This window comes from Streptomyces violaceoruber (assembly GCF_033406955.1).
GTDB classification, from domain to species: Bacteria; Actinomycetota; Actinomycetes; order Streptomycetales; family Streptomycetaceae; genus Streptomyces; species Streptomyces violaceoruber.
The window spans coordinates 785,462-805,818 of the sequence record NZ_CP137734.1; the positions used below are offsets into that span (position 1 = coordinate 785,462).

The 20,357-nt window shown below is 72.2% G+C and carries 16 protein-coding genes and 4 pseudogenes; 9 read left to right on the forward strand and 11 right to left on the reverse strand.

Features of this window, described 5'->3' with window-relative positions; translation table 11 throughout:
* Nucleotides 1-116 precede the first annotated feature (116 nt).
* Nucleotides 117-1,029: pseudogene (locus R2E43_RS03750) on the forward strand (transposase family protein).
* Between the two features lie 72 nt (nucleotides 1,030-1,101).
* On the opposite strand, the pseudogene R2E43_RS03755 reads toward R2E43_RS03750, so the two are convergent.
* A pseudogene (locus R2E43_RS03755) lies at nucleotides 1,102-1,479 on the reverse strand (transposase); the annotation flags it as partial.
* Nucleotides 1,480-1,597: 118 nt separating this feature from the next.
* Here R2E43_RS03755 and R2E43_RS03760 point away from each other — a divergent pair.
* Nucleotides 1,598-1,953 (forward strand): annotated as a pseudogene (locus tag R2E43_RS03760) (transposase); the annotation flags it as partial.
* Between the two features lie 460 nt (nucleotides 1,954-2,413).
* Nucleotides 2,414-4,564 carry an MMPL family transporter gene (locus R2E43_RS03765; protein WP_037666039.1) on the forward strand — a complete coding sequence of 717 codons (2,151 nt, stop codon included), beginning with the start codon at nucleotides 2,414-2,416 and terminating at the stop codon, nucleotides 4,562-4,564.
* Nucleotides 4,565-4,780: 216 nt separating this feature from the next.
* Here the strand turns inward: R2E43_RS03765 and R2E43_RS03770 are convergent, their stop codons facing one another.
* The 4 genes and pseudogenes from R2E43_RS03770 to R2E43_RS03785 all read right to left on the reverse strand — a co-directional run.
* On the reverse strand, nucleotides 4,781-6,232 hold the full coding sequence (locus R2E43_RS03770) for a HAMP domain-containing sensor histidine kinase (RefSeq protein ID WP_030865700.1): 1,452 nt from the start codon (nucleotides 6,230-6,232) through the stop codon (nucleotides 4,781-4,783).
* Complete coding sequence (locus R2E43_RS03775; RefSeq protein WP_136207431.1) at nucleotides 6,229-6,921, reverse strand: response regulator transcription factor; 693 nt, start codon at nucleotides 6,919-6,921, stop codon at nucleotides 6,229-6,231. The genes R2E43_RS03770 and R2E43_RS03775 overlap by 4 nt, the downstream gene beginning before the upstream one ends.
* Before the next feature lie 118 nt (nucleotides 6,922-7,039).
* The gene (locus tag R2E43_RS03780) at nucleotides 7,040-7,195 is read right to left on the reverse strand and encodes a hypothetical protein (protein WP_326647232.1); all 156 of its coding nucleotides are present in this window, start codon (nucleotides 7,193-7,195) and stop codon (nucleotides 7,040-7,042) included.
* Nucleotides 7,196-7,344: 149 nt separating this feature from the next.
* A pseudogene (locus tag R2E43_RS03785) lies at nucleotides 7,345-7,539 on the reverse strand (IS5/IS1182 family transposase); the annotation flags it as partial.
* Between the two features lie 299 nt (nucleotides 7,540-7,838).
* On the opposite strand from R2E43_RS03785, the gene dhaK reads away from it, so the two are divergent.
* From dhaK to R2E43_RS03800, 3 genes are read left to right on the forward strand one after another with little or no spacing between them, the layout of a single operon-like run.
* Nucleotides 7,839-8,831, forward strand: a complete 993-nt coding sequence (gene dhaK, locus R2E43_RS03790) for a dihydroxyacetone kinase subunit DhaK (RefSeq protein WP_003972071.1) — start codon at nucleotides 7,839-7,841, stop codon at nucleotides 8,829-8,831.
* Nucleotides 8,832-8,880: 49 nt separating this feature from the next.
* Nucleotides 8,881-9,480: a dihydroxyacetone kinase subunit DhaL gene (dhaL, locus tag R2E43_RS03795; RefSeq protein WP_003972072.1), complete on the forward strand. Its 600-nt coding sequence runs from the start codon at nucleotides 8,881-8,883 to the stop codon at nucleotides 9,478-9,480.
* Entirely contained in the window at nucleotides 9,473-9,883 is a 411-nt protein-coding gene (locus R2E43_RS03800) for a PTS-dependent dihydroxyacetone kinase phosphotransferase subunit DhaM (protein ID WP_193487008.1), read from the forward strand. Before dhaL ends, R2E43_RS03800 begins: the two co-directional genes overlap by 8 nt.
* 57 nt (nucleotides 9,884-9,940) lie before the next feature.
* Here the strand turns inward: R2E43_RS03800 and R2E43_RS03805 are convergent, their stop codons facing one another.
* Nucleotides 9,941-10,801: a glycoside hydrolase family 75 protein gene (locus R2E43_RS03805; protein WP_265700893.1), complete on the reverse strand. Its 861-nt coding sequence runs from the start codon at nucleotides 10,799-10,801 to the stop codon at nucleotides 9,941-9,943.
* A gap of 400 nt (nucleotides 10,802-11,201) precedes the next feature.
* On the opposite strand from R2E43_RS03805, the gene R2E43_RS03810 reads away from it, so the two are divergent.
* The gene (locus R2E43_RS03810) at nucleotides 11,202-12,185 is read left to right on the forward strand and encodes a fibronectin type III domain-containing protein (protein ID WP_011031414.1); all 984 of its coding nucleotides are present in this window, start codon (nucleotides 11,202-11,204) and stop codon (nucleotides 12,183-12,185) included.
* A gap of 186 nt (nucleotides 12,186-12,371) precedes the next feature.
* The gene (locus tag R2E43_RS03815; protein WP_030865689.1) at nucleotides 12,372-12,923 is read left to right on the forward strand and encodes a hypothetical protein; all 552 of its coding nucleotides are present in this window, start codon (nucleotides 12,372-12,374) and stop codon (nucleotides 12,921-12,923) included.
* A gap of 20 nt (nucleotides 12,924-12,943) precedes the next feature.
* Here the strand turns inward: R2E43_RS03815 and R2E43_RS03820 are convergent, their stop codons facing one another.
* From R2E43_RS03820 to R2E43_RS03835, 4 genes are all read right to left on the reverse strand, one after another.
* The gene (locus R2E43_RS03820) at nucleotides 12,944-13,495 is read right to left on the reverse strand and encodes a PadR family transcriptional regulator (protein WP_265700894.1); all 552 of its coding nucleotides are present in this window, start codon (nucleotides 13,493-13,495) and stop codon (nucleotides 12,944-12,946) included.
* Nucleotides 13,496-13,559: 64 nt separating this feature from the next.
* Nucleotides 13,560-15,575, reverse strand: a complete 2,016-nt coding sequence (locus tag R2E43_RS03825) for an NADPH-dependent 2,4-dienoyl-CoA reductase (protein ID WP_332055909.1) — start codon at nucleotides 15,573-15,575, stop codon at nucleotides 13,560-13,562.
* 110 nt (nucleotides 15,576-15,685) lie between these two features.
* Nucleotides 15,686-16,057 (reverse strand): hypothetical protein, encoded by a 372-nt coding sequence (locus R2E43_RS03830; protein WP_003972079.1) that lies wholly within the window; start codon nucleotides 16,055-16,057, stop codon nucleotides 15,686-15,688.
* Between the two features lie 92 nt (nucleotides 16,058-16,149).
* The gene (locus R2E43_RS03835; protein ID WP_003972080.1) at nucleotides 16,150-17,046 is read right to left on the reverse strand and encodes a hypothetical protein; all 897 of its coding nucleotides are present in this window, start codon (nucleotides 17,044-17,046) and stop codon (nucleotides 16,150-16,152) included.
* A 276-nt stretch (nucleotides 17,047-17,322) separates the two neighbouring features.
* Here R2E43_RS03835 and R2E43_RS03840 point away from each other — a divergent pair, with 276 nt between their 5' ends.
* Complete coding sequence (locus R2E43_RS03840; RefSeq protein ID WP_332055910.1) at nucleotides 17,323-19,431, forward strand: SpoIIE family protein phosphatase; 2,109 nt, start codon at nucleotides 17,323-17,325, stop codon at nucleotides 19,429-19,431.
* On the opposite strand, the gene R2E43_RS03845 is transcribed toward R2E43_RS03840, so the two are convergent.
* Nucleotides 19,421-20,263, reverse strand: a complete 843-nt coding sequence (locus tag R2E43_RS03845; RefSeq protein WP_189284613.1) for a putative protein N(5)-glutamine methyltransferase — start codon at nucleotides 20,261-20,263, stop codon at nucleotides 19,421-19,423. The two genes, R2E43_RS03840 and R2E43_RS03845, sit on opposite strands and share 11 nt — an antisense overlap.
* Nucleotides 20,264-20,357: the final 94 nt, after the last annotated feature.

Below are 20,357 nucleotides of genomic sequence, written 5' to 3' on the forward strand. Positions count from 1 at the left end.
GAACCCAACTGTGAGTGAAGCGCCCGGACTCGGGGGTGGGCGTGGCCTACGAGTTGGTGCGTGATAGCGGGTGAGGTGTCGTGCCAGGCGGATGGCATGATCCCGCTGTGGCGATCATGGTCAATCGGGCAGTGCTGGCGCATCGGCGGTTCACGGGGCTCTCGGTCTCATCTTGCTTGTCTGGTCGAAGAGTTGGCCGAGCCTTGGCAGGCCGGGGTCGAAGGTCGTCGCCATGTGACGCGGGGCGGGGCCAGGAAGCGGGCCGCGGGTGCCGGCGCCAGCCATCAGTTGGTGTTCGTCGACAGGCTGGTGGCCACGCTGATCCATCTGAGGCACGACCTGCCGCGCTCAGTGCTGGGCCTGCTGTTCGGCGTCGACCGGTCCACGGTCACCCGGGCGATCGGAGAAGGGCGCGCGCTCCTGGCGGAGCGGGGGTGCGCGGTTCCCGACCGTCCCGGCCTGCGGCTGCGGACGCTGACGGATGTGTTTGCCTATGCCCAGGCTGAAGGCGTCGAGCTGCGTCTGGACGCCACCGAGATCCAGGTCCGCCGGCCACCGGCCGGCCTCGGCGGACGCCGTGCCTTCGTCTCGGGCAAGAAGAAGCAGAACACGATGAAGGCCACCGTGGTTGCCGACCGGCGCGGCCGCACGTTATGGACCGATGCCCTGCGACCTGGGCGTATGCACGACGCGACGGCCGCACGCAACGAAGGCATCGCCGTCTGCTTCCGGCACTTCCCCGACGTCGAGGTCCTCCTGGACGACGGCTATCTCGGCCTGAGCCGCGACCACCGTGGCCAAGCCATCACACCGCCCAGAAAACCGCGGCCGGGAGCACTGCCCGGCAGGGTCGAGCAGTGGGAACGGGACCGCCACGGGCACTCCTCCGACCGCATCACCGTCGAACACGCTCTTGCCGATCACAAACGCTGGAAGCAACTGACCCGCTGGACCCACCGCCGCGACCGCCTGCCCGACACTTACCGCGCCATCGCCGGCCCCGTCTCCGACCGCACCGCCAACGCCTGACAACCGGCCACGGCAAGGCCGAACACGCCGCACCCGCTGTCACGCACCAACTCGTTATTACTGCAACGGTGTCTGGCCGGCGGTTCCGGAGTACTGCCTTTGCACCCCGGCCGACCGCAGGCCTTCTTCAGGAAGCCGGTGTCGTCGACGATGAGCACGGCGTCTCGGTCGCCTAGGTGTTCCACGACGTAGTCGCGGACGTCGTCCAGGACCTCGTCCGCGTCCCACTCGATCCGGTTCAGCATCCGCTTGGATCCGGTCCGGGCCGCCACGACCGACCTCCTCGGCCAGCGTCCAGCCGTTCTTGCGCTCCAGCGGAGCAATCAGTCCCCGCATGTAGGCAAGAGCTGACTCGCGCGGCTCCGACCTGTTGAAGCGGTGCACGAACCGCTCATGCAGAGAAGCCAGTTCACCCGCCCACGATCCGACATCAGCAAGGTCCCCACCCATAACCACACCAACGACCGACCTGGCCAACAGTCACGACAGACACCGTTGCAGTATTGGACCGTGTTTTACGTGGTGAGACGTCGTTGAACCCGGCATAGGGCGGGGTACGTGAAGTTGGATTGTTCCGGACGGCCTGTGGGAGACCGCGAAGCCGCTGATCCCTCCGTCGAAGGTGCGGCCGCGGGGCGGCGGGACGCAGGACACGCCTGACGAGACGCTCTTCGCGGCCATCATCTACGTGTTGGTCAGTGGCTGCGCCTGGCACGCTTTGCCGCCCTGTTTCGGCACATCGAAGTCGACCGCCCACCGCCGGTTCCTGATCTGGTCGAGAGCTGGCGTCCGGGGCCGCCTCCACGAAGCCGTGCTGCACCGTCTCGACGACGCCGGCCTCATCGACGTCACCCGCGCCGTCCTCGACACCGCCCATGTCAGGGCCAGAAGGGGGGCGAACACACAGGTCCGAGCCCCGTGGACCACGTCACCGCCACCGGCACCCGGTGAGGGGCTGTGGTGGTGGCCATCTCGCGGACGAGCGGGTACATCATCATGACGACAGGTTCGCCTGCGACGGATACCGCACCCGGCGCCCTCCTCTGCGTGGCGCGCGGCAGCCACCTGGACAGCGTGATCGGTGGACGCCGAAGGCGGCGGCGATCTGTTCTGGCGAGACGCCGGCTCGCGGCTGCGCGTGACCCGCACGACGTTCTTGGTGGAACTTCTTCGGCTACCCGCTTGGGCACTCCGGGCCGCCTCGCAGCAAACCAGGTCTGGCATCACCTGTCCGTGTAGCAGTCCCACGCCATCACACGGTGCGTGCGCTGGGCACATGGTTCTGCCAACCGGCCTGAGCAGCGCATTAACGGTCGTCTCAGGTTCGCTCAGTAGGAAGTGCGCATCCGCAAAAGGGATGCAATTCGCATGTAGGAGGCTAGTGATGGCAGTCAATGCAGCGCCGTCCGGGAAAGCGCCGGCCGGTCGCTTGGCAGGCCGGTGGGTGCCATGGTTGGTGATAGGCCTGTGGCTGGTGCTGGCTGCGGGCATGGTGCCGCTGAGCGGGAAGTTGAGTTCGGTCACCACCGACAGCGCCGTGGACACGCTGCCGGCCGGTGCCGAGTCCACCAAGGTGGCGGCGCTGGACGACAGTCTCCCCGGTGGTGAGGACAGCACGTTCGTCTTCGTGTACCACCGGGCCGAGGGGCTGACGGCCGCCGACCGCACGGCGGTTCAGCGTCACTACGACACCCTTGCCAAGCGATACCCGGCGAAGACGACGGAGGCGGGCGACGAGGACGACGAAGGCTCACCGACGAGCCTTTCCACCGACCGCAAGGCGATGACCTTCACCCTCGATGTGAGCTCGGTCTACGGCCCACCGGAGGAGCTCGTCGGCCCGTTGCGTGACGCCGCGAAGGACCGCCCCTCCGGGCTGGAACTCGAGGTGACGGGACCGGGCGCGATCGACGGTGACATGGATGCCGTTTTCGACGGCATAGACGAGCAGGTCCTCCTCACCACCATCGCCGTCGTCACGCTCCTGCTGATCCTTACCTATCGCAGCCCGGTGTTGTGGATCATCCCGCTGGTGGCCGTCGGTGCGGCCGCACTGACCTCGATGGGGACCGTATACCTGCTCGTCAAGGGCTTCGGCATCGTGGTCAACGACCAGAACTCGGCGCTGCTGACGATTTTGGTGTTCGGCGTGGGAACGGACTACGCGCTGTTGCTCATCGCCCGATATCGAGAGGCACTGCACCACCATGAGAACGTCCGGGGCGCGATGGTCCACGCGCTGCGTGGCGCGGCGCCGGCCATCGTCGCGTCCGCGGCCACCGTCGTCTCGGGTCTGCTGTGTCTGCTCGTCGCGGACCTGAACAGCACCAGTGGGTTGGGTCCGATCGGTGCGGCCGGCATCCTGTGCGCGCTGGTGGCCATGCTGACGCTGTTCCCGGCGGTGCTCGTGGTGCTCGGCAGGCGGATCTTCTGGCCGGCCGTCCCGCGGTTCAGCACGGCCGTGGAGGAGAAGCCGGGGCTGTGGGGACGGCTCGGCACCGCCATCAACCGCCGCCGGTGGGTGGCGACGCTCGGCTCGTTCGGAGTCCTCGGCGTGCTCGCCCTGGGGCTGGCGGGCAACACTACCGCCTTGCGGGAACAGGACCAGTTCCTGTCCGTGCCGGAGTCGGTCACCGGCTTCACCGTTCTGCGCGAGCACTTCCCGGAGCTCGGCGGCCAGCCGCTGACGGTCTTCACGCGTCCGGCGCAGCAGGAGAAAGTGCTCGACGTCGTAGAGGACACCCGCGGCGTGGCCTTGGCCGTCCCGGAGGAGACCGTCGGTGGCTGGGCCAACATCTCCGTGTTCCCGAAGGACGCGCCGGACACCGCCGCGGAGTACGACACGATCAAGCGGGTGCGCACCGCCGTGCACATGGTGAGCGGGGCGGAGGCGATCGTCGGCGGGCCGAGCGCGGAGAACCTCGACACCGAGGTGACCACCAGGCGTGACGAGAAGCTGGTGATCCCGCTGGTGCTCGTCGTCGTCCTGATCATCCTCGGGCTGCTGCTGCGCGCGGTCCTGGCCCCGCTGGTCCTGATGGCCACCGTGGTCGTCTCATTCGCCGCGGCCTTCGGCGGCAGCGTGTTCGTCTTCGACACGATCCTTGGGTTCAAGGGTGTCGACTATTCGGTGCCGCTGCTGGCGTTCCTGTTCCTGGTGGCGCTCGGCGTCGACTACAACATCTTCCTGGCCAGCAGAGCCCGGCAGGAGACCATGCGCCTAGGTGCCAGAGAGGGCATGCTCAAAGCCCTCTCGGCCACCGGTGGCGTCATCACCTCGGCAGGCCTGGTCCTGGCGGCCACATTCGGGGTCCTCGTCACACTTCCGCTGGTGATGCTGGTCGAGGTCGGCTTCCTGGTGGCCTTCGGCGTGCTGCTCGATGCCCTGCTGGTGCGGTCGGTCCTGGTGCCCGCCCTCACCTTGCTAATCGGTCGGCGGATGTGGTGGCCGAGCCGGTTGTCCCGTCCAGCGGCGGAGCTGCCGGACGGTCGACAGCCGCTCGCCGGCAAGGAGGAGTCCGCGCTGCAACGGTGAGCGCGCCGGCACGGACGAGATCCGGGACGCGGCTCCAGGCCTCGTCCCGGATCCTTTTCGTGGGCCCGACGGTCGCCGTCCTCTGGTCTGCGCCACGCGCCGGGGCTGAGGCCGGCGCATCGCGGTGTCCTGCACCGGTGAGGTGCCGCGGGGAGGGCAAGGGGGGCATGGCCGAGGGCCACCGTCCCTTGTCCCGCGCCGCGCCGCCGGGGCGGGTCAGGACGTCGCGGTGTCCTCCCCTGTGGTGGGCCGCGCGATAGGGGTGGGCGAGGCCGCGGCCGGCAGGACGACCCGAAGCAGCGCGCCACCGCGTGCGGAGCGGGCGACGGTGGCCCTGCCGGCGTGGGCGTCGACGACCCGCTGCACGATCGACAGCCCCAGACCGGATCCTGGCAATCCCCGGGCGCTGTCGGCACGGTAGAACCGGTCGAACAGCCGCGGTATGTCGGCGGCGTCGATACCCGGCCCGCCGTCGTCGACCTCGAGCACCACCGACTCCCCCTCTGTACGAAGCCGGACCTGGACCGGCTGGTCGGCGGGGGACCACTTGCCGGCGTTGTCGATGAGGTTGAGCACCGCTCGCTCGAGCGCAGCGGGGCGCCCGTTCACCCACACGGAGGTGACGTCGAGCGCGACCTCGATGTCGGGCATGCGGGATTCCGCCCGGGTCGCGGCGGCCGCCACCACATCGGCGAAGTCGAGCACCTCGGTGCTCTCGTCGCTGACGTCACCGCGCGCCAGGTCGGTCAGCTCGGCGACCAGGGTGCTCAACTCGGCCACCTGGGCGCCGAGATCGTTGAGCAGCCGGGTGCGGCTCTCCGCCGGCAGTGCGCTGTCCAGGGTGCCGCGCCGATCGAGCCGGATCAGCAGCTCGACGTTGAGGCGCAGGCTGGTGAGCGGGGTCTTGAGCTCGTGGGCGGCGTCCTCGGCGAGCAGCCGCTGGGCCTGCCGGGAGTCTCGGAGCGCGGCGAGCATGTCGTTGATCGACTGGATCAGCCGCCGGATCTCCCCACCGCCCTCGTCCGGGATGTCGGCGTCGAGCTCGCGGGTGTGCGCGACACGTACCGCGGCGGAGGTCAGCCGGTCGATCGGTGCCAGCCCGGTCCGCGCCACAGTCCGCCCGACAAGTGCGCCGCCGGCCACGCAGAGCAGACCGATCAGCAGCATGCCGAACCCGAACTGGTTGACCGGACCGTCGTCCACGGCGCGGGCCACCTGGACCGCGCCGTCGCCCGCCCGCAGTGTGTAGATGGCGTAGCCTTCTTCGTCGCCGCCGTTCGACTCCAACAGGTCGGCCGACGTGCCCCGCGCCACGCGCCCGGCGTTCTCGCTGACCGGAGGCAGCACGGGTTGGCCGGCCGGCGTCCGGATCGAGCCGTCGGGCAGGATGACCCGCACCAGCCGGCCGGATCCGGGATACGGCGGCAACTCAACCCGCGCCGGACCGGCGCGCTCCGCGTTCGCCGCCAGGACGCGGGCATCGGCGCGCAGCTGTTCCTCGACTGTGTCCCGCAGCTGCCAGGCCAACAGCTCGCTGGCCACCTGGAAGGCCACGAACACACTGACCGCGATGGCCGTCGCCGCGATCACCGTCAGCCTCGCCCGCAGGGACCGCCGACGCCACCATCGAATCAGCCGGCGCGGCCCCCGGCCGGCGGTTCTGCTCACGGAGGGGTCTCCCGCAACGTGTATCCCAGGCCACGCACGGTGTAGATCAATCGCGGTTCACCCTCCGCCTCCATCTTGCGGCGCAGATAGCTCACGTAAACCTGAAGATTGTTGGCGGTGGAGCTCACACCGAAGCCCCAGATCGCCTCGAACAGCGCGTCGCGGGTCAAGACCCGGGTCGCGTTGCACAAGAGGACCTCCAGGAGGGAGAACTCGGTCCGGGTCAGGTGCAGTGGCCGCCTGCCCCGCCACGCCTCGAACCTGTCGGAGTCGAGCCGGACGTCGGAGAACGACAGGATGTGCGACTCCTCGTCGGCCGGCGTGCGCCGGCGCAGCAGGGCCCGCACCCGGGCCAGCAACTCCTCGGTGGCGAACGGCTTGGGCAGGTAGTCGTCGGCACCTGCGTCCAGCCCCGTGACCCGGTCGGAGACCTGGTCACGGGCGGTCAGCATCAGCACCGGCAGATCCCGGCCCGCGGCCCGCAATCGCCGGCAGGTCTCCAACCCGCCGAGGCGGGGCATCATCACGTCGAGAAGCAGCAGATCCAGAGTGTCACCGTCGGCCCCACCGACCTCGTCGAGCACGGCGAAACCGTTGGCGACGGTGCTGGTGTCGTAACCCTCGACCTGGAGCACCCGCTCCAGTGACGCACGGATGGCCGCGTCGTCGTCCGCGATCATGATTCGCACGCCGGCCCGCCCCCTTCCGGTCAATGTTTTTGCCGCTCATTGTCCCCGATCAACCTGAGACCAGGATTAGACATCGCTGGGGAGGGACCGCTCTTACGGATACCGAGGCGCGTGACTCTCAGCCCAGGGGAGACCCGGCGACCGGATCAAGCAGTAGGTCCTCGACGGCGATGATGTCGCTGACGTCGAAGCCCGGCATGTCCGCCTCCAGTTCGGGGCTCAGCAGGTATGCGGCGGCGAACGCGGCGGGGTGTGGAAGATCCCGAACATGCACAGCAGGAGCAGGAGTACGGGGCCGTTTCCGTAATCCAGGGCGGCGAGGCCGTAGCCGCACACCACGCCGATGACGGTGCCCGCCAGCCGCTGGGGCCGGTATGAGGTCCGAGTTGCCCTCCCGCGCCGCCCTAGGCGGTTTCGTTTGGGTCAGCGGGCGGACCAGAAGAAGATGCCGACGATGTGGAGTCCGGCGAGATGGACGGTCGCGGTCTTCTCGTAGCGGGTGGCGATGCCGCGCCACTGCTTCAGGCGGTTGATGCACCGCTCGACGGTGTTGCGCTGCTTGTATGCCTCGCGGTCGAAGGCCGGTGGTCTGCCTCCCACCTGTCCGCGCTGCCGCCGGCTGGCCTGCTGGGCCTATCTGCCAGATCGGTACTCCCTGGCCTCTACAGTCGCCGTCTCGCGTGACCTTCGCGTTCGCAAGGTCGATACTGCCCCTGGAGGACTCACGCAGGTCTGTAGTCGGCTTGCTGCGAAGACCCGACGACACGTCACCAAAGTCAGCATTGAGTCAGCATCAGTACTGCCAGAACCCGCATACGACCGGCACGGACCGCCAAGATCACGAACCATCCACTCCTACTCTGACCAGCGAAGAAACAGCTCAGAAGCCCAACTGCTAATCTGCCTAGGAGATACCCTTGAGGATGCTCATCAACGTCCCCGAGACCGTCGTCGCGGATGCGCTGCGCGGTATGGCCGCCGCCCATCCCGAGTTGACCGTGGACGTCGAGAACCGGGTGATCGTGCGGCGGGACGCCCCCGTGTCCGGGGAGGTGGCCCTGGTGTCGGGGGGCGGCTCCGGGCACGAGCCGCTGCACGGCGGGTTCGTGGGCCCCGGGATGCTGACGGCCGCCTGTCCGGGCGAGGTGTTCACCTCGCCGGTGCCGGACCAGATGGTGCGGGCCGCGGCGGCCGTGAACAGCGGGGCCGGGGTGCTCTTCGTCGTCAAGAACTACACCGGTGACGTGCTCAACTTCGACATGGCCGCCGAGCTGGCCGAGGACGAGGGCATCCAGGTCGCGAAGGTGCTGGTCAACGACGATGTGGCGGTGACGGACAGCCTCTACACGGCCGGGCGGCGCGGCACGGGGGCGACCCTGTTCGTCGAGAAGATCGCCGGGGCGGCGGCGCGGGAGGGGCGGCCCCTGGAGCAGGTGGAGGCGATCGCCCGCCGGGTCAACGAGAGCTCGCGCAGTTTCGGGGTGGCGCTGAGCGCCGTCACGACGCCGGCCAAGGGCAGCCCCACCTTCGACCTCCCGTCCGGGGAGCTGGAGCTGGGCATCGGCATCCACGGGGAGCCCGGCCGGGAGCGGCGGCCGATGATGACCTCCGGCGAGATCGCCGAGGCCGCCGTGGACGCGGTGCTGACCGACCTCGGCCCGCGCAACCCCGTCCTGGTCCTGGTCAACGGCATGGGCGCGACGCCGCTCCTCGAGCTGTACGGCTTCAACGCCGAGGTGCAGCGGGTGCTCGGCGAGCGCGGCGTGGCCGTCGCCCGCACCCTCGTCGGCAACTACGTCACCTCCCTCGACATGGCCGGCGCCTCGGTCACCCTGTGCGAGATCGACGAGGAGCTGCTCGGGCTGTGGGACGCGCCGGTCAGTACCCCGGGTCTGCGGTGGGGCATGTGACGGCCGACGGGGGAAGAATCGCGACGTACCTACCAGGCAAGGAGATCCTGTGCTCGACGCCGATTTCTTCCGCCGTTGGATGACGGCGGCCACCGTGCTGGTCGACCGCGAGGCGGACCGCCTCACCGCCCTCGACTCGCCCATCGGCGATGCCGACCACGGCAGCAATCTCCAGCGCGGCTTCACGGCGGTGGCCGCCACGCTGGAGAAGGAGGCGCCCGACACTCCCGGCGCCGTCCTGATCCTCGCCGGGCGGCAGCTCATCTCCACGGTCGGCGGTGCCTCGGGGCCGCTGTACGGGACGCTGCTGCGCCGTACCGGCAAGGCGCTCGGGGACTCCCCCGAGGTGAGCGCGGATCAGCTGGCCGAGGCCCTGCGGGCGGGCGTGGACGCGGTCCGCACGCTCGGCGGTGCGGCCCCGGGCGACAAGACGATGGTCGACGCCCTGGTGCCCGCCGTGGAGGCCCTGGGCGACTCGTTCGCGGCGGCCCGCACGGCGGCCGTCGAGGGGGCCGAGGCGACCACGCCGTTGCAGGCCCGCAAGGGCAGGGCGAGCTATCTGGGCGAGCGCAGCATCGGGCACCAGGACCCGGGGGCGACCTCGTCCGCGCTGCTCTTCGTGGCGCTGGAGGAGACGGCCGGTGAGTGACGGGAAGCTGGTGGGGATCGTGCTCGTGTCGCACAGCGCCGCGGTCGCCGCGTCGGTGGCGGAGCTGGCGAAGGCTCTGTCGGGCGGTGCCGGGGCGGTGGCCGTCGCACCGGCGGGCGGCACCGCGTCCGGCGAGTTCGGCACCAGTTCGGAACTGGTCGCGGCCGCCGCCGCGTCGGTGGACCGGGGCGCCGGGGTCGCCGTCCTCACCGACCTGGGCAGTGCGGTGCTCACCGTCAAGGCGCTGCTCGCCGAGGGTGACGAACTGCCCGAGAACACCCGTCTGGTGGACGCGCCCTTCGTCGAGGGCGCGGTGGCGGCGGTCGTCACGGCGTCGACGGGCGCCGACCTCGCGGCCGTGGAGGCGGCGGCCGCGGAGGCGTACTCCTACCGGAAGGTCTGAAGGCACCGGGAGGCCCGAGGCCCGGGAGGGTCTGGGCGGGAGGCCCCGGCCGCCTGCTCAGCCCCCGTCCACGAACCGCCGTGCCAGCCGCTCCCCCGCCTTCTCGGCCGCGGCCGTGTCGTCGATGGGTTCGACCTGGCTGCCCTTGAAGACGATGTAGGTCACGTCGGAGGCCACGCCGCCGCCTTCGGGGTCCGCCGGGATGCCGAGGGAGCGTGCGGCGGCGTAGGAGGCCTCGCCGATGAGGTCGCTCGGGCCGACGTCGCCGACGACCGCGTACCGCACCCGGTCCCCGTGGACGAGGGCCGCGAGCGATCCGCCGCGTACGCCGTCCTCGCGGTGGTCCCAGGTGTCGCTGGGCCCGGGCACGACGACGTAGGGCAGGCGTTCGGCGTCCAGCGGGCGGCCGTCGGATCCGGTGTACGCGGTGGCGGGGCTGAAGTGCGGGTCGGTGCCGCTGTTGCACCGGTCGCCGGGCCGGCCGTCGCAGTCGACGTCCAGGTCGGCCTTCCAGTACATGGCCTCCTTGGTGCCGCAGACCGGGATGTCCGCCGGTGCTCCGGCGTCGCTGCGGTAGCGCCCGCGCGAGACGGGGTCGCAGTCCCGCACCCGGGCCAGCAGGTCGGCGGCGCGGACGGGGCTCCCGCTCGCGTCCCGCTGCGCACGGGGCCCGGCCTCCGGGCCGGAGTCCGTCCGCTGCCGCACGTGGGGCGCGGGCTGCCCGGCCGGGACGTGCGGTACGGGGCCGATCCTGACTCCGGACCGGTCCGCGCGCAGGGGCCCTGGCCGGTCCGGCGCACCGGGCAGCAGAAGCTGCGCCGGCGGCTCGGGAAGCGGTGGGGGCGGAGCGCCGGGGAACGTCGTGGGGGCGAGCAGGGCGGCGCTGGCCGCGACCAGTGTCAGCGACTGGACACGCACGATGTGGCCTCTCCTCGGGGGCATGGACGGACACTCGGCCTCATCTGTCCCCGAAACGCCCGCGCGACCACCTTGCGCAGGGCCAGACGGCGCACGCCCGCCGTGTGCCCGGTGCGTCGGGGGTGCGGGACCGGGGGCGGGCGGGCCGGGCCTGTTCCGGCTCCGGCCCGCCCGTCCGCCCGCGCCGGCGCGGGACGGCGACGACAGCGGTCCACGCGCCACCGGCCCGAACTTCCCCGAAGCGGCGGGGAGTTCGGCCGTGCGGTGACTCAGCATACGTAACCCTTCCGAGTGGTCGTCACCCACGGCCCTCTTGATGTGATCGCGTCACGGGGGTCATATTGGTCCGGACCTTTACAGTCCACCGCCGTCGAATCGGCGCCGCAGGGGAGGCTGAGCCGTGCGCGAGGTTCCCGTTCCCTCTCTCCCGCGCCGGTGCGCCCTGCTCTGCGGGACGCTCCTCCTGCTCACCTCCTGCGGCTGGGGCCCGGGTGGGGACGGTGAAGGCGGCGGGCTGCCCGCGGTGCCCACGGGCGTCACGGCCGAGGCCGGCAGCGCGACGACCGTGCACGTGATGTGGAACGCGGTCGACGACGTGCGGACCTACGAGGTGTACCGCGGCGGCACGCTGGTGAAGGAGGTGCCGAAGGCCGAGCGGATGGTGGACGTCACCCGGTTGCGCCCCTCGACGGCGTACGTCTTCACCGTGCGGGCACGGGACGCCGAGGGCCGGCTCGGGCCGCCCAGCCGGGAGGTGCGGGCGACCACTCCCGCGGCGGTGGCCGACGACCTGGCACCGACCCGCCCGGGAGACGTCCGCGGCCGGGCGGCGGGCAGCCGGGCGGTGCAGCTCACCTGGTCGGCGGCGAAGGACGACCGCGGTGTGGTGTCCTACGACGTCTACCAGGGCGACGCCAAGGTGCACAGCGTCGGCGGCAACCAGACGGCGGCCGTGGTGACCGGACTGCGGGCGGGCACCCGCTACGCGTTCACCGTGCGGGCCAGGGACGCCGCCGACAACGTCTCCCCCGCGGGCGCCGCCGTCCGGCTCACCACGCCGGGCACCGACGACGGACACGCCACCGCGCCCACGGACCTGCGCGCCGCCTCCCACCGGGCCGACGGGGCCTACTACCTGGACCTCTCCTGGGTCCCGCCGCGCACCGAGACACCGGTGACCGAGTACCGGATCCACCTGGACGGCCGTGCGGCGACCTCGCTGGTCTACGGCGCCGACGCACCGCGCGACCGCGCCGAGTACAGCTTCTACGCCGGCCGCGAGGCCGGGGTCGTGCACCGGGTGCGGATCCGGGCGCGGCTGGCCGACGGGACCTGGGGCGGCCTCTCGGCGGAACGGAAGGTGACATTGGGGGCCGACGGCTGACGTGCGGCCCGGCTCGGGGAAGTCCCGCTCGGGGACGCCCCGCTCGGGGAGGCCGTCACCTGGGCGGTCGCGCTCCGCATGCGGGCACGGTCGGCGCCCTGTTGGCTGCCAGAGGGGGCACGGGCGTTCCCGACCCCGGCGGCGCAAGGGATGTACCGCCGACCGTGCCGCCGGAGGGCAGTCCACATGCGCATCTCATCGCCGCTTCTCCGCTCCGGCGCCACCCTGGCGGCCGCCACCGTGCTGCCCGTCGCCCTGGCCGCCGCGCCGGCCCCGGCCGGACCGGGGATCTCCGTGAGCACCACCGGGACCACGGTGTCGGTCACCACCACGGCCTGCGCCCAGCTCAACGGCAGTTGGGGCACCGCCTCCCTGCTCACCAGCAGCCAGCGGGACTTCGCCCAGGGGCGTCAGGTGGCGCTGTCCGGCAGCGCTTCGGGCCAGTCCGCGGCCTGGTCGGGGATCTCGCCGGGCACGTACACGGTGATCGTCATGTGCTCCAACAACAGCACGGCGGGCACCCAGACGGTCATCGTCTCCTCGGCCCCCTCCCCCTCGCCCAGCCGCGCGGCCACTCCCACCCCGTCCGCCTCGCCCGGCGGCGTCATGGGCGGGCTCGGCGGTGCGGTCCAGGACTACGGCACGGCCACCCTGGTGGCGGGCGGCGCGCTGGTGGGGGCCGGCGTCATCGCCGGAGCCTGGTTCCTGCGCCGCCGCTCGAAGCCGTACCGGTTCTGAGCGGGCACCAGGGAAGGCCGTCAGGCCGGTTCGTCGCCGGGCAGTTCGGCGAACTCGGCCAGCGCGTGCACGAGCCACTGGGTCCAGAACGTCTCCAGGTCGATGCCGGCCCGCAGCACCAGGTGCCGCAGCCGGTCCTCGGGGCTGTCCCGGCCGGGCGGGAAGTCGCGCCGCTCGATCTCCTCGTATTCGGCCAACTGCCGCTCGTGCAGCTCCAGATGGCGTCGCAGGTCCGCCTCGACGCCGGCGGTGCCGACCACGGCGGCCGCGCGCAGCCGCAGCAGCATCGTGTCCCGCAGCGGCTTGGGGTCCTGCGGGGTTGCGGCCCAGCGGGACAGTTCGGCGCGGCCCGCGGGCAGGACCTCGTAGGACTTCTTCTGGCCGCGGGCCGGCTGCTGGTCGGGCAGCGCCCGGATCAGTCCCTGCGCCTCCAGTTTTCCCAGCTCGCGGTAGATCTGCTGGTGCGTCGCCGACCAGAAGTAGCCGATCGACCTGTCGAACCGGCGGGTCAGCTCCAGCCCGGACGACGGCTTTTCGACCAGGGCGGTGAGGATCGCGTGCGGGAGTGACATGGCCTCATCCTAGGGACGGCCCGTCCTCCGCCCGCGCTCCTCCCGCCCTCCGTCGGTACCTCTCCTACAGCGCCGCCGCCAGCTCGGTGCCCTGTTTGACGGCGCGTTTGGCGTCCAGTTCGGCGGCCACGTCGGCGCCGCCGATGAGGTGCGCGCGGTGTCCGGCGGCGACCAGGTCGTCGTACAGGCCGCGGCTGGGCTCCTGGCCGGTGCACAGGACGACGGTGTCGACCTCCAGCACGGTGGACTCGTCGCCGACGGTGATGTGCAGCCCGGCGTCGTCGATCCGGTCGTAGCGCACGCCCGGGACCATGGTGACGCCTCGGTGCCTCAGCTCGGTGCGGTGGATCCAGCCGGTGGTCTTGCCGAGCCCGGCGCCGACCTTGCTGGTCTTGCGCTGGAGCAGGTGGACGGTGCGCGGCGGTGCGGGGCGCTCGGGCGCGGCGAGGCCGCCGGGGGCGCGGTAGTCGGTGTCGACGCCCCAGAGGCGGAAGTACGTCTCCGGGTCCTCGTGGGCCTTGTCGCCGCCGTCGGTGAGGTACTCGGCGACGTCGAAGCCGATGCCGCCCGCGCCGAGGATCGCGACGCGCTCGCCGACGGGGGCGGCGTCGCGCAGGACGTCGAGGTAGCCGACGACGGAGGGGTGGTCGACGCCGGGGATGTCGGGCGTGCGCGGGGTGACGCCGGTGGCGACGACGACCTCGTCGTGGCCGGTGAGGTCGGCGACGCCGACGCGGGTGTTCAGGCGTACGTCGACGCCGTGCGCCGCGAGCTGCGTGCGGAAGTAGCGCAGCGTCTCGTCGAACTCCTGCTTGCCGGGGACCTTGCGGGCGACGTTGAGCTGTCCGCCGATCTCGCTCGCCGCGTCGAACAGGGTGACCTCGTGGCCGCGTTCGGCGGCGCTCACCGCGCAGGCCAGTCCGGCCGGTCCGGCGCCGACGACGGCGACGCGCTTGCGCCGCCGGGTCGGGGCCAGGACCAGCTCGGTCTCGTGGCAGGCGCGCGGGTTGACCAGGCAGGAGGTGATCTGCCCGCTGAAGGTGTGGTCCAGGCAGGCCTGGTTGCAGCCGATGCAGGTGTTGATGGCCTCGGCGCGGCCGGCCGCGGCCTTGGCGACGAAGTCCGGGTCGGCGAGCATGGGGCGGGCCATCGAGACCATGTCGGCGGTGCCCTCGGCGAGCAGCGCCTCGGCGACCTCGGGGGTGTTGATGCGGTTGGTGGTGACGAGCGGGACCGAGACCTCGCCCATGAGGCGTTTGGTCACCCAGGTGTAGGCGCCGCGGGGCACGGAGGTGGCGATGGTGGGGATGCGGGCCTCGTGCCAGCCGATGCCGGTGTTGATGATCGTGGCTCCGGCGGCCTCGACGGCCTTGGCGAGGGTGATCACCTCGTCCAGGGTGGAGCCGCCCGGCACCAGGTCGAGCATGGACAGGCGGTAGACGACGATGAAGTCCGCGCCGACCGCCTCGCGCACCCGGCGGACGATCTCGACGGGGAAACGCATCCGGTTCTCGTACGAGCCGCCCCAGCGGTCGCCGCGGTGGTTGGTGCGGGCGGCGATGAACTCGTTGATCAGGTAGCCCTCGGAGCCCATGATCTCGACGCCGTCGTATCCGGCCTCGCGGGCGAGGCGGGCGGTGCGGACGTAGTCGTCGATGGTGCGCTCCACCTCGGCGTCGGTCAGCTCGCGCGGGACGTGCGGGCTGATCGGGGCCTGGAGCGCACTCGGGGCGACCAGGTCGGCGTGGTAGGCGTAGCGGCCGAAGTGCAGGATCTGGAGGGCGATGCGGCCGCCCTCGCGGTGCACGGCGTCGGTGACGACGCGGTGCTGCTCCGCCTCCGCCCCGGTGGTGAGCCTGGCGCCGCCCTCGTACGGGCGGCCCTCGTCGTTGGGGGCGATGCCGCCGGTGACGATCAGACCGACTCCCCCGCGGGCCCGGGCGGCGTAGAAGGCGGCCATGCGCTCGAAACCGCGCTCGGCCTCTTCCAGGCCGACGTGCATGGAGCCCATCAGGACCCGGTTGGGGAGCGTGGTGAAGCCCAGGTCGAGCGGGCTCAGCAGGTGCGGGTAACGGCTCATCGGGCCCTCCGTGCGGGGTGTGGTGCCTCTGTTGTAGAGGACCGCCGCGTCTTTGTGCAACTAGTTGCACAAAGACGCGGCGCACGCCACACCGGCGCCGGAGGGCTCCGTCAGCGGCTTTCGAGCCGTACGTGCAGTTCCCGCTCCTGGTCCCCGGAGGCCTGGCTCAGGTCGCGCACGGTGAACAGGGAGTCCAGGGTGGTGCGCAGCCTCTCGATCGCCCAGTAGCCGCCCTGCGCGTCGGCCTCCACGGACGCCCCGAGCCGGGCGGGGCCGCACTCGCCCCCGCGGGCGTCGGCCACGTCGAAGGTGCCGAGCCACACGGTCGGACGCACCTCGTCGTACTCCCGGGTCACGTCGCCCGCGTGCCGGTCGGAGGAGTAGCACGCGCACAGGGTGTCGAACACGGTCCGGGCGTCCTCCTTGCTGCATCCGCTGAGCTCCACCGAGACGGACTCCGGATGCAGTCGCTCACCGTCCATCGTGATCGCTCCCTCTCGTGGTCGTGACCGAAACCGCTCTCGCCGATACCACCAGAAAAGCACCACCGGCGGCCCGGCGCGAAGGGGCCGGGTCAGCCCCGGGTGAACCGGTACGTCTTGCTGTCCGTCAGCACGCAGAAGCCCGGCGACACGACGATCACGCGCAGGGTGCCGGTACGCCGGTCGTAGTCGACGCCCTCCGCCTCGAAGCCGCCCGAGCAGGCGCTGCGCAGGGGCAGCTGCCGCAGCGCGGTGACGTGTCCGGTGACATCGGCGGTGCCGTCCGGCGCCGCCGACAGGTCGATCCGCAGGAGCGGCTTGGTGATGCCGAAGAGCGCGCCCTCCGGGTCGTCGGAGGAGCACAGCAGCGTGGTGGCGTCCAGGAAGTCGCAGCCCTGGACGTCGCGCACGGCGTGGTCCAGGTGGACGGTGGCCGCCTGCGGGAGGTTGGCCGAGGGCGAGGTGGCGGGGTTGACGCCCGGGTTCGGGAAGACCAGCAGCCGGTTCATGGTGCCCCACTCCCCCGCCAGCATCCACTGCCCGTCGGGCGAGACGGCGGACCACGAGTTGTTCAGCGCCTCCCCGGGACTCAGCGTGTGCACGTACTCCGCCCAGCTCCCGTCCGGGGCCTGCACGCGGAACATCTTCGTGTTCCCGTCGTCGCGCTGGTACGGCTCGACGTAGTGGCCGTCGTAGGACGCGTCCGGGTCGCCGACGTGGTTCCAGCCGCGGGTGCTGAGGCCGAACGGGATGGTGCCGATCCCGGTGTAGCGGTTCGGGCTGCCGGCCGGGACCTCGACCGAGGCCAGGCCCTGGCTCTCGGTGAGCGGGTCGGCACGGTCGGAGCCCACCTCGGTCCAGGTGTCGGCGGTCCGGGCGGCGGGGGCCGGGGCGTCCGCCCGTGCCGGACCCGCGAGGCCGACGGAGAGGGCGAGGACGGCGAGTCCGGTCAGGGCGGTGTGACAACGTTGCCGGGCGCGCAGGGGCATGGGGGCTCCTCGGTGGGGGTGGCCGGGCGGCACGGGCGGGCGGGAGACACTCGGCGCACAGTCTGGACCGTCCATAGAGTCATGTACAGACCAACTCCGGACGCCTTCGTACGGCGGTCCCCGGCGCTTCGTGCGGCGGTCCCCGGCCTGCGGGGAGATGCTGGGAGGGGACGGCGGAGCCCCGGCCGTACCGGCCCTTCACGCGGTGGAACGCGGTAGAACAGGGGGCCGGCAGCGACGGGCGTGCCGCGTCGGACGGTGAAGGCGGGGCGTGGGATGGGTGCAGCGGGGTCTGCCGGGTTCGAGGGCGAGCCGTCGCCGCGCGGACCCGTGCGGCCCAGTGGGCTGCTCGACCTGCTGAACGTGGCCTCGATCGTGCTGGACACCGAGGGCCGGATCGTCCTGTGGAGCCCGCAGGCCGAGGAACTGTTCGGCTGGTCCGCACCGGAGGCGCTGGGTCAGTACGCCGCCCGCATCATGGTCCACGAACGCCATCTCGACCTGGTCGTGAGACTGTTCGGGGACGTCATGAAGACCGGCCGGAGCTGGGCGGGCGCCTTCCCCGTCCGGCACAAGGACGGCAGCACCCGGCTGGTCGAGTTCCGCAACATGCGGCTCGTCGACGACCGCGGGGACGTCTACGCCCTGGGGCTCGCGGCCGACCAGTCGACGGTCCGCCGGCTGGAGCGGGACGTGGCCCTGTCCACGAGGGTGATCATGCAGTCCCCGATAGGGCTGGCCGTCCTGGACACCGACCTGCGGTACGTCTCGGTCAACCCGGCCCTGGAGCGGCTCAACGGCATCCCCGCCGAGGAGCACCTCGGCCGGACGGTCCGCGAACTGCTGCCGCAGGTGGACGCCGACCCGTTGGAGGCGGCGGCGCGCGGGGTGCTGGAGACCGGGCGCCCGGTGGTCGACCTGCCCGCGACCGGGCGGACGCCCGCCGACCCGGACGAGGAGCACGCCTGGTCGGTGTCGCTGTACCGGCTGGAGGACGCCCTGGGCGCCGTGCTGGGGGTGGCCGTCTCGATCGTCGACGTGACCGAGCAGTACCGGACGGCCGCCGAGGCCGAGGGCGCGCGGCGCCGGCTCGCCGCCGTGGCGGACGCCTCGGCGCGGATCGGCACCACGCTGCGGCTGGACCGCACCGCGTACGAGCTGGCCGACGTGGCGGTGCCCGGCCTCGCGGACGTCGCCGCCGTGGATCTGCTGGACGCCGTGGTGGAGGGCCGGCGCAGCACCCTGGGTCCGGCCGAACCGGCGGTGATCAGGGCGCTGGCCGTTCGCGCGGACGACGGGGCCCGGGACGCCCTGCGGGCCGCCGACCCGCCCGGCGGCGTCGCCCGGTACGCACCGGACCGCCTGGTCACCGAGTGCGTGCGCACCGCCCGGCCGGTGCTGGTGTCCCGGGTGACGCGCAAGGACCTGGGACGCATCGCCCGCTCGCCGGAGGCGGCCGAGCTGCTGCGCCGGGCGGGCGTCCACTCGTACCTGGCCGTGCCGCTGATCGCGCGGGGCGAGGTGCTCGGCGCCCTCGACCTGAAGCGGATCTCCAACCCCCTGCCGTTCGACGAGGACGACCTGCTGCTGGCCCGGGAGCTGGCCGCGCGGGCGGCGCTGCAGATCGACAACGCCCGCTGGTACCAGAACGCCCGCGACACCGCCCTCACCCTCCAGCGCAGCCTGCTGCCGAGCCATCCGCCGGTGACCGGCGGCCTCGAGGTCGCCTCCCGGTACCAGCCGGCCGGGGGCACCAGCGAGGTCGGCGGCGACTGGTTCGACGTGATCGAGCTGGCGGGCGGCAGGACCGCGCTCGTGGTGGGCGACGTGATGGGCAGCGGCATCGCGGCGGCGGCCTCCATGGGGCGGCTGCGCACCGCGACGAACACCCTGGCCGCCCTGGAGCTGGACCCCGCACAGTTGCTCGGGCACCTGGAGCGGACCACGGCGGGCCTGGACCAGGCCATCGCCACCTGCCTGTACGCCGTCCACGACCCGCACCGGCGGCGGTGCCTGATCGCCAACGCCGGGCATCTGCCCCCGGTCCGGCTGCGGGCCGGCCGGCCGCCCGAGCTGCTCGACCTGCCCACCGGGGTGCCGCTCGGGGTGGGCGGCGTCGCCTTCTCCACCACCGAGGTCGGCCTGGAGCCGGGCGACCGGCTGGTGTTCTACACCGACGGCCTGGTCGAGACGCGCAGGCATCCGCTGGACGAGCGGCTGGCCGCGCTCCTCGCCCTGCTGGAGGGCCCGGACCGCCCGCTGGAGGAGGTCTGCGACCTGCTGCTGCGCACCCTGCACGAGCCGGAGAACTCCGACGACGTGGCCCTGCTGATCGCCCGGGCCACACCACCGGCGCGGCGCGGCGGCGGGACGCTCAGTCCCTGACGCCGATCACCACATGGGCGTACAGCTCCTCGCAGACCGCGAGGCGGGTGGCCAGACCTGCCCGGGTGAAGGCGCCGACGGCGTCGGGTGCCTGGCGTTCGCTCGTCTCGACCAGCAGGCAGCCGCCCGGGGCGAGCCAGCCGGGCGCCGCGGCCGCGACCCTGCGCAGCACGTCGAGGCCGTCGGTGCCGCCGTCGAGGGCGACCAGCGGTTCGTGGTCGCGGGCCTCGGCGGGCAGCAGGGCGACCTCGCCGGTGGGCACGTACGGCACGTTGGCCGCGAGGATGTCCACCCGGCCGCGCAGGGCGTCGGGCAGCGCGTCGAACAGGTCACCGGCGTACACCCGGCCGCCCGCGTCCGCCAGGTTGCCGCGGGCGCAGCGCACGGCAACCGGATCGACGTCCGCGGCATGCACCTCGGGCCGGTCCAGGGCGGCCGCCAGTGCCGCTCCGACGGCCCCGGACCCGCAGCACAGGTCCACGACGACGTTCGCGTGCGGTGCGTGGGCCAGGGCCTCGGAGACCAGGAACTCGGTCCGGCGGCGGGGCACGAAGACACCGGGCGCGACCGCGATGCGCAGGCCGCGGAACTCGGCCCAGCCCAGGACGAGTTCCAGGGGCAGGCCGCCGACGCGGCGGCCGACCAGTGCGGTGAGGTCGGCGGCGGTGCGGGCGGTGGTCAGGATGAGCGCGGCCTCGTCCTCGGCGAAGACGCAGCCGGCGGCGCGCAGCGCGGCCACGACGGCGTCACGCGACGGGAGGGACGCCGAGAAGAGCGCGGAGGGGGCGGGTGAGGACGCCGGGGTGGGCGAAGCGGGGAAAGTGGGAGGCATGGAAGCCGAGAGCCTTTCGGGAACCGAAGGGCGCTCTCGCGGTCACTCGTCTCCGGTGACCGCACTGCCGTGAGGTGAGAGCACCCGGGCCGAC

Coding starts and splice junctions, on each gene's coding strand:
- R2E43_RS03765 (WP_037666039.1), top strand. CDS start 2,414: ATGGCAGTCAATGCAGCGCCGTCCGGGAAAGCGCCGGCCGGTCGCTTG.
- R2E43_RS03815 (WP_030865689.1), top strand. CDS start 12,372: ATGCGCATCTCATCGCCGCTTCTCCGCTCCGGCGCCACCCTGGCGGCC.
- R2E43_RS03820 (WP_265700894.1), bottom strand. CDS start 13,495: ATGTCACTCCCGCACGCGATCCTCACCGCCCTGGTCGAAAAGCCGTCG.
- R2E43_RS03825 (WP_332055909.1), bottom strand. CDS start 15,575: ATGAGCCGTTACCCGCACCTGCTGAGCCCGCTCGACCTGGGCTTCACC.
- R2E43_RS03830 (WP_003972079.1), bottom strand. CDS start 16,057: ATGGACGGTGAGCGACTGCATCCGGAGTCCGTCTCGGTGGAGCTCAGC.
- R2E43_RS03835 (WP_003972080.1), bottom strand. CDS start 17,046: ATGCCCCTGCGCGCCCGGCAACGTTGTCACACCGCCCTGACCGGACTC.
- R2E43_RS03840 (WP_332055910.1), top strand. CDS start 17,323: ATGGGTGCAGCGGGGTCTGCCGGGTTCGAGGGCGAGCCGTCGCCGCGC.
- R2E43_RS03845 (WP_189284613.1), bottom strand. CDS start 20,263: ATGCCTCCCACTTTCCCCGCTTCGCCCACCCCGGCGTCCTCACCCGCC.